Annotated in this window: 14 protein-coding genes; 11 read left to right on the top strand and 3 right to left on the bottom strand. The window is 47.9% G+C overall.

The genetic code is table 11. The features are described 5' to 3' along the window. Positions 1 to 40 precede the first annotated feature (40 nt). From Q9R25_RS04555 to Q9R25_RS04520, 8 genes are all read left to right on the top strand, one after another. Entirely contained in the window at positions 41 to 718 is a 678-nt protein-coding gene (locus tag Q9R25_RS04555) for a hypothetical protein (protein ID WP_012726441.1), read from the top strand. A gap of 56 nt (positions 719 to 774) precedes the next feature. After that, positions 775 to 3,033, top strand: coding sequence for an AAA family ATPase (locus Q9R25_RS04550; protein WP_311282861.1), 2,259 nt, complete (start codon positions 775 to 777; stop codon positions 3,031 to 3,033). Positions 3,034 to 3,064: 31 nt separating this feature from the next. Beyond that, on the top strand, positions 3,065 to 3,481 hold the full coding sequence (locus tag Q9R25_RS04545; protein WP_012726439.1) for an acyl-CoA thioesterase: 417 nt from the start codon (positions 3,065 to 3,067) through the stop codon (positions 3,479 to 3,481). 78 nt (positions 3,482 to 3,559) lie between these two features. Beyond that, entirely contained in the window at positions 3,560 to 4,420 is an 861-nt protein-coding gene (locus tag Q9R25_RS04540) for a M15 family metallopeptidase (RefSeq protein WP_311282860.1), read from the top strand. Positions 4,421 to 4,431: 11 nt separating this feature from the next. Further along, on the top strand, positions 4,432 to 5,052 hold the full coding sequence (plsY, locus tag Q9R25_RS04535; RefSeq protein WP_012726437.1) for a glycerol-3-phosphate 1-O-acyltransferase PlsY: 621 nt from the start codon (positions 4,432 to 4,434) through the stop codon (positions 5,050 to 5,052). 174 nt (positions 5,053 to 5,226) lie between these two features. Next, the gene (locus Q9R25_RS04530) at positions 5,227 to 5,997 is read left to right on the top strand and encodes a DeoR/GlpR family DNA-binding transcription regulator (protein ID WP_012726436.1); all 771 of its coding nucleotides are present in this window, start codon (positions 5,227 to 5,229) and stop codon (positions 5,995 to 5,997) included. Between the two features lie 13 nt (positions 5,998 to 6,010). Further along, positions 6,011 to 6,664 (top strand): copper homeostasis protein CutC, encoded by a 654-nt coding sequence (locus Q9R25_RS04525; RefSeq protein ID WP_311282859.1) that lies wholly within the window; start codon positions 6,011 to 6,013, stop codon positions 6,662 to 6,664. A gap of 72 nt (positions 6,665 to 6,736) precedes the next feature. Beyond that, entirely contained in the window at positions 6,737 to 7,381 is a 645-nt protein-coding gene (locus Q9R25_RS04520; RefSeq protein WP_311282858.1) for a DUF975 family protein, read from the top strand. A 14-nt stretch (positions 7,382 to 7,395) separates the two neighbouring features. Here the strand turns inward: Q9R25_RS04520 and Q9R25_RS04515 are convergent, their stop codons facing one another. Genes Q9R25_RS04515 through Q9R25_RS04505 form a run of 3 tightly spaced genes read right to left on the bottom strand, consistent with a single transcriptional unit; the run spans position 7,396 to position 10,274 of the window. Further along, positions 7,396 to 7,629 (bottom strand): DUF2188 domain-containing protein, encoded by a 234-nt coding sequence (locus tag Q9R25_RS04515; RefSeq protein WP_012726433.1) that lies wholly within the window; start codon positions 7,627 to 7,629, stop codon positions 7,396 to 7,398. A 45-nt stretch (positions 7,630 to 7,674) separates the two neighbouring features. After that, positions 7,675 to 8,547 (bottom strand): NAD(P)-dependent oxidoreductase, encoded by an 873-nt coding sequence (locus tag Q9R25_RS04510; RefSeq protein WP_211782748.1) that lies wholly within the window; start codon positions 8,545 to 8,547, stop codon positions 7,675 to 7,677. Next, entirely contained in the window at positions 8,544 to 10,274 is a 1,731-nt protein-coding gene (locus Q9R25_RS04505; RefSeq protein ID WP_215243873.1) for an ABC transporter ATP-binding protein, read from the bottom strand. The genes Q9R25_RS04510 and Q9R25_RS04505 overlap by 4 nt, the downstream gene beginning before the upstream one ends. Positions 10,275 to 10,381: 107 nt before the next feature. On the opposite strand from Q9R25_RS04505, the gene Q9R25_RS04500 reads away from it, so the two are divergent. Genes Q9R25_RS04500 through Q9R25_RS04490 form a run of 3 tightly spaced genes read left to right on the top strand, consistent with a single transcriptional unit; the run spans position 10,382 to position 15,281 of the window. Then, positions 10,382 to 11,485 carry an exonuclease SbcCD subunit D gene (locus tag Q9R25_RS04500; protein ID WP_311282857.1) on the top strand — a complete coding sequence of 368 codons (1,104 nt, stop codon included), beginning with the start codon at positions 10,382 to 10,384 and terminating at the stop codon, positions 11,483 to 11,485. Next, the gene (locus tag Q9R25_RS04495) at positions 11,485 to 14,493 is read left to right on the top strand and encodes an AAA family ATPase (RefSeq protein WP_311282856.1); all 3,009 of its coding nucleotides are present in this window, start codon (positions 11,485 to 11,487) and stop codon (positions 14,491 to 14,493) included. Before Q9R25_RS04500 ends, Q9R25_RS04495 begins: the two co-directional genes overlap by 1 nt. Beyond that, on the top strand, positions 14,493 to 15,281 hold the full coding sequence (locus Q9R25_RS04490) for an AAC(3) family N-acetyltransferase (protein ID WP_047795253.1): 789 nt from the start codon (positions 14,493 to 14,495) through the stop codon (positions 15,279 to 15,281). Before Q9R25_RS04495 ends, Q9R25_RS04490 begins: the two co-directional genes overlap by 1 nt. Positions 15,282 to 15,297 lie beyond the last annotated feature (16 nt).

Here is a 15,297-nt window from a genome sequence, read left to right as displayed (position 1 = left end):
TAGTGTAGGATAGTAAGTGAAGAAACGAGGAGGATAGGCTATGAAACAACAGATAAAAAAACGGTTGAGCTGGGTGATATTGGCTGGCATCCTCATTGTCGGGGCATTACTCGCTTATAACTTCTATGTGCTCATGGATTTGAGCGGGGAAGAGGAGGAGCAAGTCGAACCATTCTACTCGAATGTCGTGATCGGATATCAAGAACGCAAACTTCCAAAAGAAGGCGAAGAGCTCGAAGAACGAGAGTATCTTGTCACTTATGATGAGGATGGACATTTTGTATCTGAAGTCGTGACGGGTCCAAATGTTGGCGCGAAAGCTGAATGGGATGGAGAGACCTACTTAGAGTTCAATCCGGACGGGGAAGAAGTTCTTCGACAGGAGACGAACTCCGGAGCAGTCGCACCTCATCCATTCTTGTCACGTGCAACGAACGAACAGATTCGTAAATGGCTCGATGACGGGACGCTCGGTTCAAGTGAAGGCGAAACCGATTTGGTCGGACGTACCGCGCAAGCGTATGTGAAATCAGAATCGGCTGAGACCGTTCCGGAAGAGTGGATTGAAAACTATCCATCGATTTTTAGTGAAGAAGAAAATAAAGAGACTGTCACATATTATGTCGATGCGCATGAACGAATCTTGCTCGCGGCAGAATCGCGGAATAACGGAAAGTTATTCCATTCGATTCGGATGACATCGTTTGAATCAAGATAATCCGATGGGGAGCAGACATGATGTCGGCTCCCTTGTCGTCTGAAAGGGAGAACAAGATGAAACAAATTCAAGTGGAACAAGTTCAAACGGACTTGACGAACTGGGAAGCTGGAGAAAAAGTAAACGAGGCGGCTTTGTTATCTTACGCACATTGGTCTCGTGCGACTCAGCACCAAGAAGAATTAATTCGTTCCTTGCGGCTGCTCGCAACACATCGGCTCAAACAAAAGGAAACGATGGACCCGTTACTCAACCGCTGGGTAAAAGAGTTGGAGGCGATGAACGCACTTCCTCCAGAGCTTCGTCTGTTTCAACTGAATGAGCAGTTGCGTCGTTCGAAACAGGCGCTTCAAATCGACTGGCCAACCTTACGAGAGGCCGATTACGCCTCGATGAAGGTTCAAATCTTAACAGAGTACGAGTCAAAAACGTCAGCGTTGCTCGATCAACTTGACCAACTCCATGATGAGGTGGAGACTGCGAAGTCTGATTTACGTGATTCTGAATGGCGCGGACAATTGGAAAACCTGTTTGAAGCGATCATCGAAGCGATGCAAGAGGTCGCATCTCTTGAAGATGATACCGCCTCCTTGCTCGCATCCATGCAAGGGAACTATTTCAGTCGTGAAGCGTTTCATCGTTTCGGGGAGCGCGTTTCCCTTGTGAAAGAACGACTACACACGATTTGTGAGCTACTACCAGACCGTCCGACCGAGGCACGTTCAAGTGCGATTGAATCACTTGAAGACATGATTGGGCTCGATGACATCAAAGCACGTGTAAAAGCGTGGTATCGCTTCCTTCTTTTCCAAAAAGAACGAGAGAAGGCCGGCTTTTCTTCAAAACATCAACCATCCCTTCATCTCGTCTTTACAGGGAATCCAGGAACCGGGAAGACGACATTAGCAAGACTCATGGCCGAAATTTACTTTGAACTCGGCTTATTAGGACGCCCGGACCTTGTCGAGGCAGACCGTTCGAGCCTTGTCGGTGCCTATGTTGGGCAAACGGAAGAGCAGGTAATGAACAAGGTGAAAGAGGCAGAAGGTGGTGTCTTATTCATCGATGAAGCATACGCATTGAAGCGTCAGGATGCGAGTGGCAGTGATTACGGACAAGCGGCCATCGATACGCTCGTCGCCGCGATGACGAGTGGCGAATATGCTGGCAAGTTCGTCGTCATTCTAGCTGGCTACCCAGAAGAAATGCGTCATTTCCTCTTGGCGAACCCCGGTTTACGCTCACGATTCCCTGAGTCGAATCACTACGAGTTACCGAACTACCGTGACGAAGAATTGGTCGCCATCGGGGAGAAAGTGGCACAAGAGAACAATTACGTGCTGACGGAAGAGGCGAAACGATCACTTCTTGCTCGAATCGACAGAGAACGGGTCGACTCGACGTTCGGAAATGCTCGGACTGTCCATAACATTTTACTTGATGCGATGTTTAAGAAGGGTTCCCGCTTCGGTGCAGATGCTCCGTTAGACGAAATGGCGCTCTTGACTGAAGAAGACTTTGATCAGCCAGATGATGAATCGAGTCCGACATCGTTAGATGACCTTGTCGGCATGGAAGATGCAAAAGCACAACTGGCTGAAATTGAAGCGCTCATCAAGATACAGAAGAAACGAAAAGCGCTCGGTTTGAAGACGGCGCCGGTCCAGCTCCATGTGACACTAACCGGAAACAGCGGTACCGGAAAAACGACATTTGCCTATCTGTATGCTCAGATGTTGAAACGGACAGGTTATTTGAAGCGAGGCCATGTCAATGTCGTCAGTCGTGCAGATTTAGTTAGTGGCTATGTGGGACAGACAGCTCAAAAAACGAAAGCGGCGATCCGTGACGCCCTTGGCGGCGTCTTGCTAATTGACGAGGCCTATAGTTTGAACGGCGGGGCGAACGACTATGGCCGGGAGGCAATCGATACACTCGTTGATGAAATGCCGAAACATGGCGAGAATCTTGTCGTCGTCCTTGCCGGTTACGAAGGTCCGATGCGCCGATTAATTGAATCCAACCCTGGTCTTAGTAGCCGAATGAAACGGACGATTCATTTTGCTGACTATACGCAAGAACAGTTAGTAGACATCGCGAAAAACTACGCAAGTCAGTTCGGATATGTGATGGAGGAAGATGCGCTTGAAGCTTTAGCTACTCGCTTACAAGACATCAAACATGCGAACGCGCGCACCGCTCTATCTGTTATCGATGAATCGATTGCTCGTCAGTCCTATCGTTTAGTGTCGACGGAGGATGAGAATGTGTCACTCCAGCAATTATTAGTAGTAGATATTAAGAGTAAGTTATAATATACTTTTCTTAGGAAAGAAGGATGATTCAATGCACACGGTTCAAATCCCAGTAAGGTATCAAGAGACGGACATGATGGGCATCGTCTATCATGCCAACTATTTAGTTTATTTAGAGATTGCGCGCACGGAATTGTTACGACAACTAGGTGTCGAGTATAAAGATATGGAAGAAGCGGGATTTGTCTCTCCTGTGACAAATGTATCCATGGACTATAAGCGTAGCGTGACGTATGGTGATACGGTTCATGTTCGTGTATGGGTCGATCAATATTCAAAAATCAGAACGATTTATGGCTATGAGTTGACGAATCAACATGGAGAACTTGTTGGCACAGCGACTACAACGCATGTCGTCGTCAAACGAGGCGACTTCAAACCGATTCGACTTGATCGAGAGTTCCCGAAATGGCATGAAATGTATTTGAACGTCATGAACCCTGTTTAAGAATCTTCTGTCTTCGTACCGTCAGTGTGGTATCATATCTTGACGGTACTTTTTGTTATCTAGAAAGGGGAAGATCGCATGCGTTATCCATCGATTTTGATGGTTTGCGGCGCCTTGACGTTCATGTTAGCCGGTTGTACGACAAACGAGCAAGTTGAACCGAAAGAACCAACAACACAGTCATCAACAGTAGATGAACAAGAGACAGAACCAAATGAACCGACTTTGGATCGTGAAGATGAGACAGTCACCGAGTCACCTTCTGAGGAGGAGACGTCGGACGAGTCTGAACAGCCGACCGAACCAGTAGAGGAAGAACCTGTGGCACCTAGTCAACCGATTGAAACGGATGGTGTGGCCAATTTGGAATTAGATGAATTGATTCTTGTAAACAAGAAAATTGCATTACCCGCCGACTATCAGCCGAGTGATTTGGTAGAGGCGAACATTGATTTTGTCGACTCGACAGTCGGTGAACGTCGAATGTTACGTAAAGAAGCTGCTCAGGCGATTGAAGGTCTAATGAAAGGTGCAAAAGCAGCAGGAATTGATTTGAAAGGGACGAGTGCGTTCCGTTCATACGCCTATCAAGTCAATCTCTTCAATGCTTATGTCGAACGAGATGGCAAAGAGCAAGCCATGAAATATTCCGCACCACCAGGTCATTCTGAACATCAAACAGGACTTGCGATTGACGTATCGAGCGCCTCGGTCAACTATCAACTGACTCAAAGTCTCGGTGAAATGGTTGAAGGAAAATGGCTGGCAGATCATGCTCACGAGTATGGATTTATCATCCGTTACCAAAAAGCCTTTGAGGAAGAAACCGGATATATGTACGAACCATGGCACTTACGCTATATCGGTATTGAGCATGCGAAACAGGTACATGCATTGAATCAGCCATATGATCGCTATATTGCGGAATTTGTGAAATAAGGGGAATTGCGATGCCATATGTGACAGAAATCATGATTATTATTTTAAGTTATTTACTTGGTGCCATTCCGTTTGCCCTCATCATCGGCAAGCTCGGCTATCGCGTAGACGTTCGAGAACATGGGAGCGGCAATCTGGGAACGACGAACACGTTTCGTGTATTAGGAAAGAAGGCAGGAATCCTCGTCTTACTCGGTGACATGGGGAAAGGTCTTGTCGCTGCATTGCTGCCTCTACTGTTCGGAAGCGAGATGAGCCTGCTTCTTGCCGGGATTCCGGCAGTGATTGGACACTCTTATCCTGTCTTTGCGAAATTCAAAGGTGGAAAATCGGTTGCGACGAGCGGTGGTGTTTTGTTGGCAGCCTTCCCATGGTTCTTCTTTGTCGTCGTCGGTACATTCATCGTGACTCTCCTCACCTCGCGCATGGTATCCCTCTCCTCGATGGCTGCCGCCGTGGTAGGACTGGTGACGGCAACGACTTATAGCATCGTGACGAAAGATTGGTTACCCCTGATCGTCATCGTGCCACTCGCATTGTTCATTATTATTAAGCATCGTACCAATTGGCAACGTATACGTGCTGGGAAAGAACCAAAAGTTCCGCTGTTTCAACACAAGCCGAAATCATGACTCATGCAGGTACGTCCGTGAAGGGCGTGCCTTTTTTTGTGTATTGTCGTTGATTTACACAAAAAAGAAACAAAAACATGTTGGATTTGCTCGTTCTTTACTTTCAATTTACGTTAAATTTACATGCGTTCGTTACACTAGAAAAGGAAAGATTATTGTGGAGGAGGCAGGGACGTGTCTTTAATCGGTGAAGAGCGTAAACAGAAAATTGTAGAATGGATCGAAAGAGAAGGCAAAGTAAAAACAAGCGAGTTGATCGAGCGTTTGAACGTATCGGGGGAATCGATTCGCCGTTATTTAGAAGAATTAGAAAAAGAACATCGAATCAAACGTGTATACGGGGGAGCGGTCCTTCATCAGAGCATGTCCTTTCAGCCTATCGTGATTGCAAACATGGATGGAATTCGTCGGATTGCCTATACCGCATTTCAGTTGATTCCAGATGATACATTATTATATATCGGACACGGGGTCGCGGCAGAGCAAGTGGCTTCTCGGTTACGTGGTCGCAATGTGACGGTCGTGACGCCATCGTTGACGGTGGCGAAGGCGTTGTTTGAACAGCGGGCGAAAGGTGTGCTTGGTGGCGAAATTCAGCTATTAGGTGGTACAATCGACCCGAAACATCTCGTGACGACAGGTGAGCAGGTCCTGGCGCAACTACAGACATACATGTTCGACCTTGCCATTTTGTCCGTCGAAGGGGTCGACGCATCACTAGGTTTAACATGTGACGCTTTCGGCCTCGCCAGTATCACCCAGTCGGTGATGTCACAAAGTCGCGAGACGTTCTTACTGACGGACCATACCCAACTAAATCAACAAAAACGGTATCGCGTCTGCGATTTTTCGAAGGTGACAGCGATTATCTCTGATTTTCCGGAGCCTCAAGATTTCAAAGGCGTCTTAGCCGAACATGGTGTGGACTGGAAGTTCGCACCGTAAAGGGAGCGATTAAATGAATGTAGAAGTGATTGTCACTACACTAACGGAAGCTATTCAGGCTGAGCAACTCGGTGCGAAACGACTCGAACTGATTGCGGATATGGAAAACGGGGGCATCACACCAAGTTTTGGAACGATTCGAAATGTGGTCGAACATGTGTCGATTCCGGTGCATGTGATGATAAGACCCCATACACATTCGTTCCATTTCAATGAGGATGATGTCGAGACTATGCTTGCGGATATCGGTCTATGCCGTGAGCTAGGTGTCGATGGAATCGTATTCGGTGCATTGACACAGGATGGCGCGATTGACGAGCGGATCTTAGGGGAAGTGATCAAGCACAAAGGGGAAATGACGCTCACGTTCCACCGTGCTTTTGATGCATCACGTGATGTCTTTGAAGCGATGGACGTGTTGAATGAATATCCGGAAGTAGATATTCTCCTTACTTCAGGCGGTGCCAAAACTGTACTAGAAGGAATCGAAATCTTGATAGCCTTGAAGGAACAGGCAGAGATGACAATTTTGCCTGGTGCAGGGATCACGGTGGAAACGTTACCGATTCTTCAAGAACGTCTTGACGTAGCGATGGTACACATAGGAAATGGCGTACGAACGAATGGACAGCTCGATGAAGTGAAGTTCAAACAACTTCTTGGATGAGCCAATGCGGAAAACAGTCGGAAGACTGTTTTTTTGCTATAATGAGAGAAAACAATAAATGTAGGTGAATTCATGCAATCTTCCGTTTACAAACAATATGCGCTACGAATGCTATCAGGGAAGTGGGGCATTTCATTACTCGTAGTCTTAACTGTCATGGTCATTCAAGCGATGATCACGACCCGACTTGATCTCTCGGCGAACGACCCCGAAGTTCTTTTGACATCGGTGGCGCTTCTTTACGGGGCGACGGTTCTGCTCGCACCTATCGAGCTCGGGAAAAATTGGGTGTTTCTCCAGGTGGCGAAAGATGAAAAGCCAACGTTCGGATTGTTGATTGAATCGTTCGGTTCACTTAAAGACTATTCACGTGCCGTGGTCTATTATGCGGTATTCTATTTAGGTCTAAACGTTCTGATGCTTTTGCTGATTGTACCTGGTGTCTGGTTCTATTTGACGTATCGCATCGCGCCATTTATCATGCGAGATGAGCCGGACCTATCTGCATTCCAGGCGATGCGAAAAAGCCGCCAAATGATGAAAGGGCACAAACAGACGATGTTAAAGCTCTATGCGAGTTTTATCGGATGGTATGCGCTCGTCCTTCTTACTGGAGGCTTAGCTTATATCTTTGTCACACCATATCTTCAAACGGCGATTTCTGGACTCTATTTAGAGTTAAATGCCTCCTATCAAGCAAAACAACCGGTCGGATAACCCGACCGGTTGTTTTATGTTCCGTGCTGATCTGACTTTTTGGGGTTTGGGGCGTCTTCAAAATCTTGTTTTTCCTCTTCCGACGCATCCGCATGCCACTTTTTTGCTTGCTCGGTGGCAATGGGGATCGCTTTCGTCTCAGAGTAGCCTTGCGCGAGTAATGCGTTCGCGATATCAATGGCTTTCTTTTTTACAAGTGGATCGAAGTTTTTCAGTGATTCTGGATAGTCTTTCATATTCCATGGCACGAAAATCGCCTCCTTCACTCCTACTAATTCCACAAACATCCGGTTTCAAACGTCTTGATGAAGATAATACTCGATCAGTGCTTGCGTGCCATTCTCTCCGTATCCATTCTTTTCAAGAATTGAATAGAGGCGATGTGCGAGCTCGAGACCTGGTAATGTCACTTGTAGCTCGTGTGCGCTCTCGATGGCAAGTGTCATGTCTTTGATAAAGTGTTTGATGAAGAAGCCAGGTGCATAATCTTCGACAATCATGCGTGGAACCAAGTTTTCAAGCGTCCAGCTACCTGCTGCCCCACCACGAATCGTACGAACGAGTGCCTCTGGGTCAATTCCAGCTCGTTTACTGAACGCTAACATTTCGGCATTCCCCATCATGATTCCGGCAATGGCGATTTGATTGGCAAGTTTCGCATATTGACCGCTTCCTGCGTATCCCATTCGTTCTATCGATTGTCCCATCGCTTCAAATAAAGGCTTCGCTTTATTGAAGGCGAATTCACCCCCACCGACTAAAATCGATAGCGTTCCATTTTTGGCGCCGACATCGCCTCCAGTTACTGGTGCGTCAAGTGGGAGGAGACTCCGCTCAATGGCTGTCTCAGCTATCCGTTCAGCCAGTTTCGGTGAGGACGTCGTCATGTCGATCAATAATGTACCTGGTTCTGCCGAATCAAGAATGTTTCCTTCACCAAAATAGATGGATTCGACATCAGACGGATAGCCGACGATAGTGATGACGGCATCGGCGTCTCGGCAAACGTCCTGTACCGAATCACACCATGTCACACCTTCCTCTAACAATGCGGCTGCCTTCTCTTTCGTCCGTGTGTATGCTTGTACTTCAAATCCGTGTTTCATCAAATTACGTACCATCGATTGGCCCATGACCCCGAGCCCGATAAATCCGATTGTTTTCATGTGGCTTGTCCCCCTAATAATTGTTGTGAAACGAGTCGCTGATATAGTGCGTTCTCTGTTAAAAGTTGCTCGTGTTTCCCGATTCCGCTGATTTGTCCGTCTTCTAAGACGACAATCTGGTCAGCATGTCTGACAGTCGAGAGTCGGTGGGCAATCACAAGCGTCGTTCGTCCGACCATCAGGCGGTCTAACGCTTCTTGGACCACGCGTTCTGATTCTGAATCTAGACTTGATGTTGCCTCGTCGAGCAATAAAATCTGTGGATTTCGTAACAATGCTCGCGCGATAGCAAGTCGTTGTCGCTGCCCACCAGACAAACGGATACCTCGCTCACCAATCTCCGTATCGAGCTGTTCAGGCATCGTTTCAATAAACGACCATGCGTTGGCCATCTCACAGGCTTCTTTGATTTCATCATCGCTCGTTTCATGTCGAAGTCCGTACACAATGTTTGTCCGTACAGATCCTGAGAGGACGGGTGAATCTTGAGCGACATACCCGATGATTTGACGCCATGTGTCACGCCCGTATGTTTGAATCTCCCGATTTCCATATCGAATCGTCCCTGCCGTCGGTAAATAGAACTGTTCGACAAGTGAGAAAAGTGTCGTTTTCCCTGCACCACTCCGTCCGACGATGGCGGTTGTCGCCCCTGGTGAAACTTGAAGTGTCAATCCTTGGATGACGGGTTCAGTGCCATAATGGAAAGCAACGTCTTCAAATGAGAGTGCCGTCTGATGAATCATTTCTTCATGTGTGCTGTATGGTTCGGGACGGACTTCGAGCAACTCAGCAATCCGTTCCGTTGCTCCACGCGCCTTTTGAAGCCTTGTCAAAAATTCACTCATCGTGATGAGCGGCGTGATGATTTGGAAGAGATAGAGCATGAAGGCGAGTAGTTCGCCCGTTGATAAAGCTCCGGTCGAGACTCGATATGCGCCGAACCCGAGGATGGCAATCAACATCCCGGTCAAGGTCACATTGAGAAGGGGAATGAGGATTGCTTGAATTCGTCCTTCCTTCACCCCGTAATCGAACAGTGTCTCGATTTTTGCTTTGCCGGTTTTCACTTCCATCTGTTCCGTCGCTTGTGATTTGACGAGGCGGATTTCACCGAGCAGTTCGGCGAAGAAGCCGGAAAGATTTCCGAGTTCTTGTTGTGTCTCTTTTGCGATAATCCGAAGCTTCCGTCCGAGCGGTATGACAATGATGAGTGTGGTCGGAACAGAGAACAAGATGACGAGTGTCATTTGCCAATCGAGTGTGAACAAGATGGCGACGGCGCCGATGACCGAGACGAGGGAGGTCAACAACCTGACACTTTGTTCGGATAACAACTGTTGAAGCGTCGTCGTATCATTGTTCAACCGAGACACCAGTTCCCCCGACTTGATGCCGTCATAGAATGGAATCGGCAGTTTGACGAGATGGTCCCACAAGGTCGTGCGTAAATTGGCAACGACCCGTTGCCCCACAATATGTAACCAATAAATCGAAACGGCACTCGTGATGACCTGAATCAAAAATGCGATGACGAAATAGATGATCCATTCAGGTGTCAATAAGTCGCTGCTCCACCGGTCGACCACACGCTGCAAGATGAGCGGAATGGCCAGTGAGGCGACGGCTTGAAGGAGCGAGATCAGAATGGCTCCGACAAATAGATTTTTCGGAGGATTCGCGATTTTGAATAATTGAAAAAAAGTTTGCCATGTTGATGATTTCATTTTGGAAGTCCTCCTCTCCTCTTACTTTCGCTGTTTCAAAAACGGGTGTCAAGACGTCGAATCATACGAATGACTCATGCTAGAATAGGAAAGAGAGGTGATACGTGATGAAATGGATTCACACGGCCGATTGGCATCTAGGTAAGATCGTCCACGGTCGACATATGACAGAAGATCAACGGAATATCTTATTCCATTCTTTTTTACAAATCGTAGATGAGGAACGACCCGATGCGGTCATCATCGCAGGGGATTTATATGACCGAGCCGTCCCTCCCGTCGAGGCGGTCGATTTACTCGATGAGATGTGGCGAGAGCTCGTCTTGAACCGCGGAATCCCAGTCGTAGCCATCGCAGGAAACCATGATTCGGCAGAACGTCTCGAATATAGTTCGAAGTTATTGAGACAAGTAGGACTTCACATCGTCGGGAAGCTAGACCCGACATCTGGTCCCCTTGATGTAGCAGGAGTCCCATTTTATCCGATTCCATTCCTTGAGCCGGCTCGTGTACGGCATATCCTCGGTATCGACTCGATTCGAACGCATCATGATGCACTGGAGGCGGTCATTGAAGCTTTCGGTATGATCGAAAAAAATGCCGTGACGATTGGCCACAGTTTTGTAGCGGGAGGACTGGAGACGGATTCAGAACGTCAACTATCTGTTGGCACGGCAGGACAGGTCGCCAAAGGGTTATATGAGCCTTTTTCGTATACGGCATTAGGTCATTTACATAATCGTGATGCGATTCAATCAGAAAGAATTGCATATAGTGGGTCGCTCATGAAATATTCGTTTTCCGAGGTCAATCATGAAAAATCCGTCGACGTTCTGGAATGGAAAGGTCAATGGACACGTCGTCGCCGTGCCTTGACACCAGAGCGGGATATGCGACAACTCACCGGAACATTGAACGAACTCCTTGCCCCAACTTATTATCAGCAACAAAAGACAGATGATTACCTTAAAATTGTATTGACCGATGATACGGCGCTTCATGATCCGATGGCGAAACTTCGGACTGTCTATCCGAATATCCTTCATCTTGAATTGGAACTGTTACGTCGCCAGGAGCAGACATCCACGTTTGAACGCGAGACGCTCGAAAGACAGTCAGTAGAAGAGGTATATCTCCAATTTTTTGAGGCCGTACATGATCGCGCTGCCTCAGATGCCGTGAAGCAAATGATAGAAGAAGGTGATGTCTAATGAGACCGGTTGAATTGATGATTCAAGCATTTGGACCGTATGCAGAACGTGAAACGATTGACTTCACCCAGTTGGTTGGTCGCTCGATGTTTGTCGTCAGCGGTCGGACGGGCGCCGGGAAGACGACCATTTTTGATGCGATGACGTTCGCCCTTTATGGCCGGGCGAGTGGGTCGCTTCGAAATGCTAGTGACTTCAGAAGCCAGTATGCACAACCCGAGTTGAAGACGGAAGTAGATTTTTCGTTCACGATTCGAGGTGACCGCTATCGGATCGTAAGACAGCCGCAACAACCTCATCCGAAAAATAAGACGCCAATTCCGCACGAGGCCATCCTCTATGAATGGGAGGACGGTTGGAAGCCGCTGGCGACGAAGGTGAACGAGGTACAAGAACGAATCGAATCGATTTTACAATTATCGTATGAACAGTTCAGTCAAATCTTGTTGCTCCCTCAAAACCAATTTAGACAATTACTCGACTCGAACTCGAATGAAAAACAACAAATCCTCCAATCCATTTTCAAAACTGAGGCATATCGTACGTTTCAGGAGAAGTGGGGTGAACGCTATAGCGCGTATCGAAAACAAGTGGAATGGGCGGTCGAGCGGACGCGACTCAAGTTATTAGAGCTCGAAGATGAAGCAATCGAAGAGGTGTCGACCCAGTCCATCGAGGAGATTCAACGTTGGCTTGACGAGCGTGAAGAATATCTGATGACAACATGTGATACGGCCAAAACCCAGAAACAACTGTATGCGACAGCACTGGAAGAGGCAAGAGAAGCGCTTGAGAAAGCAAAATCACTCGTCACGCTGTTCAAGGAGCGAGAAGAGACCGATCGAGCACTTGCAATCTTTTTAAACGGTGAATCGATTCGAAATGAGACACGTGAACTGCTAACAAATTTAGAGGTGGCGGCAAACATTCGTCCAGTCTTTGAACGGTTACAGGAACTAGAGCAACTCGTTCGTCGGCTAACGATGGAAGAACAGACCTCCTCGACAAAATTAGAGCACTTGCAATCCACCCAATCGAAGTTAGTGGAGCGACAACCAACGATTGAAAAGGACAAAGAAGAAGTGATCTCTCGTAAAGAGCGACTACGGATTGTCGATGAGATGATGCCAAGAATAAAGGAACGCACCACACTTGTGACCCTTCGTGACCAACTGATGAATCGTGCAAAACAATTGGCCACGTTTTCAAAAGAATCTCGGTTACAAGAACTTCAAGAAAAAGAACGACAATTGGTCGAGAGCATAAAGTCTGAACCTAGCGAACGAGCAGTCGATGCCGAACGTCATGTCGACCGATTGGTGCATCTGGCCTCTCTTGAAGCAAAAGCGAGTGAGTTATCAAAACAACTCGACGAATGTGAACGGACGGGCAAGGACATTCAACGACAGTACGTGACCCAACAAGAAGTGGTCTCCACGTTTACACTGCAAGAACAGTTACTACTAGCGAGACAATTGAGTGAAACGCTTGTAGACGGTGAGCCATGCCCGGTATGCGGTTCTCGTCATCATGATATCCCACAACACGAAGAAACCGTTACGAACATCGCGGAGCGGGATGCGGCCGTGGCCCGTCTTGATGATTTGTCCACACGCTTAATCGAAGCGAGAGCGGACTATCGTTCGTTCTATCAACAACTTGAAGCAGTCCGAAAAGAACTAGATCAAGCTTCGAAAGACATTCAATTCGACGGGGATATCACAGAAGAACTCAATAAGTGGCGAACACGTGCAGAACGATTGCAACGGGAAGAACGAATGCATCAAGAGAACGAACGGACACTTCGCCAACTGTCAGCAGAAATCCGAGAGTTAGAGCAAGAGCGACGTCAACAGTTCGAAGAGCGGGAGCGTGTCGTATCCGAACTTGAAATGACGCAACAAAGTCTGTACGCACTCGGTCAAAGTGAAGAAACGACATTCGATGCGTTGCAGCGCGAGCGAGCCGACCTTGAGCACCGCATCTCGATGTTGATGAAACAAGTCGAAGCGTACGACCTTGAGTTTGAGACGGTGAAAAAAGCACTTTGGAAAGAGGAAGAACGACTGTCATTGATCCGTGAACAGTTGACTGAAGCATCGAAGCAGTATGATGCCCAGCAGACCATTTGGGTCAATCAGCTAGAAGCATCACATCTGACGCGTGAACGCTATGAATCATACGCCAATCAAATCGACAAGCGGACAATGATTCGTGAACAGTTGCAACGTGAGGAGGAAGAAGGTGTTCGACTCCGACACCATAAACAGATGATTGAAGAAAAACTGAAGAATCAGGAGCGACCAGACCTGCATGAGATGGAGATGAAAGTGAAGGAAGTGGCTGAATGCAGTGAGCAGGCGTCGAAACAGCTGATCACAGCCCAAGATGCCTTGTCTCGACATAGACACGTCATCTCGGAATGGAATACCCTTCGCGAACAGACGGCGCAAGAAGAGCAGAAATTAGAGACAATCAAATTGATTGCGGATACGGGGAAGGGAATCAACCCACAGAAAATGACGTTTGAGACATATGTTCAAACCGCCTTTTTTGATCAGATCCTTCATGCGGCCAACATTCATTTGGATCAGATGACGAGCGGTCAGTTCCGGCTTGAGCGGAAAGTCGAGACGGCGAAAGGGAATGCCAAATCTGGTCTTGAGCTTCTCGTCTTTGATGCCTATACCGGACAATCGCGTCGTGTACAAAATTTATCTGGTGGTGAAGGGTTTAAGGCGTCGTTGTCACTCGCTCTTGGACTTGCGGAGGTGGTCCAACAGCTGAGTGGGGGCATCAGTCTTGAAACGATGCTCATCGATGAAGGATTCGGTACGCTCGATGCCGAATCTCTAGACCAGGCGATTGAATTATTGATGTCTTTACAGGCGACCGGTCGGCTCGTCGGCGTCATCAGTCATGTCCAAGAATTGAAAGACCGTGTCGATGCACGGATTGAAGTGAAAAAATCTAGAAGCGGGTCGTCGATCCAGCTGATTGTGGAGTGATGGTTGTGAAAAAGATGGTGACGAAGTCGAGTCTCATCGAAAAGTTAAAAGAAGCCGGCGTTCGCTCGGGAGAGGCGTTGTTTGTCCATTCGTCGCTCTCAAAACTCGGTTGGGTATGTGGAGGGGCGCAGACCGTCATTGAAGCGATTCAGGAAGTGGTCGGTCCATCTGGGTTGATTATGATGGCGACCCAGACCGGAGACAATTCAGACCCAGCTGAATGGGAAGCGCCACCTGTCCCCGTGGAATGGTGGCAGACGATTCGCGCGGAGATGCCTCCGTACGAAGCTGATAAAACAGCGACACGTGGCATGGGACGTGTGCCGGAACTGTTCCGAAGCTATCCGCACGTATATCGTAGTTCCCATCCGATGTGGTCTGTTGCCGCCTGGGGCGATGGGGCTGAAGCCATCGTGTCCGGTCATACTATCGATGTCGGGTTCGGTCCAGGTTCACCTATCGAGCGAATGATTGAACGAAACGCACGAATCCTTCACCTTGGGTCTCCGCTCGATGCGACGACACTCTGGCATTATGCCGAGTACGGAATTGACGGTCCGACCAAATCATTCGGTTGTGCTGTTATAGAACGAGGGGAGCGAAAGTGGCGTACATTTGAACATGTCGATGTGAACAGCGATCCGTTTGGCGCAATCGGCGAGAACATCGTCAAACAAAAGGATGTGCGAACATTTTCTATCCATGAAGCGACATGTTATCTCATTCCGTCTAGCACATGGGAACCAGTCCAACATGCGCTCATCGCGCTTCGTAGCTGGTTGAGATAGAGTAAATAGAATCGAG

This window comes from Exiguobacterium sp. BG5(2022), assembly GCF_031844365.1.
GTDB lineage: Bacteria > Bacillota > Bacilli > Exiguobacteriales > Exiguobacteriaceae > Exiguobacterium > Exiguobacterium profundum.
Note: the sequence above shows the minus strand (reverse complement) of the source record. Positions and strands in the feature narration are given on the sequence as shown.

Bases quoted from the DNA above. Each gene is read 5' to 3' on its own strand.
- Q9R25_RS04525 (WP_311282859.1), top strand. From the start codon at position 6,011: ATGAATGTAGAAGTGATTGTCACTACACTAACGGAAGCTATTCAGGCT.
- Q9R25_RS04500 (WP_311282857.1), top strand. From the start codon at position 10,382: ATGAAATGGATTCACACGGCCGATTGGCATCTAGGTAAGATCGTCCAC.
- plsY (WP_012726437.1), top strand. From the start codon at position 4,432: ATGCCATATGTGACAGAAATCATGATTATTATTTTAAGTTATTTACTT.
- Q9R25_RS04495 (WP_311282856.1), top strand. From the start codon at position 11,485: ATGAGACCGGTTGAATTGATGATTCAAGCATTTGGACCGTATGCAGAA.
- Q9R25_RS04510 (WP_211782748.1), bottom strand. From the start codon at position 8,547: ATGAAAACAATCGGATTTATCGGGCTCGGGGTCATGGGCCAATCGATG.
- Q9R25_RS04520 (WP_311282858.1), top strand. From the start codon at position 6,737: ATGCAATCTTCCGTTTACAAACAATATGCGCTACGAATGCTATCAGGG.
- Q9R25_RS04505 (WP_215243873.1), bottom strand. From the start codon at position 10,274: ATGAAATCATCAACATGGCAAACTTTTTTTCAATTATTCAAAATCGCG.
- Q9R25_RS04490 (WP_047795253.1), top strand. From the start codon at position 14,493: ATGGTTGTGAAAAAGATGGTGACGAAGTCGAGTCTCATCGAAAAGTTA.
- Q9R25_RS04550 (WP_311282861.1), top strand. From the start codon at position 775: ATGAAACAAATTCAAGTGGAACAAGTTCAAACGGACTTGACGAACTGG.
- Q9R25_RS04540 (WP_311282860.1), top strand. From the start codon at position 3,560: ATGCGTTATCCATCGATTTTGATGGTTTGCGGCGCCTTGACGTTCATG.
- Q9R25_RS04545 (WP_012726439.1), top strand. From the start codon at position 3,065: ATGCACACGGTTCAAATCCCAGTAAGGTATCAAGAGACGGACATGATG.
- Q9R25_RS04555 (WP_012726441.1), top strand. From the start codon at position 41: ATGAAACAACAGATAAAAAAACGGTTGAGCTGGGTGATATTGGCTGGC.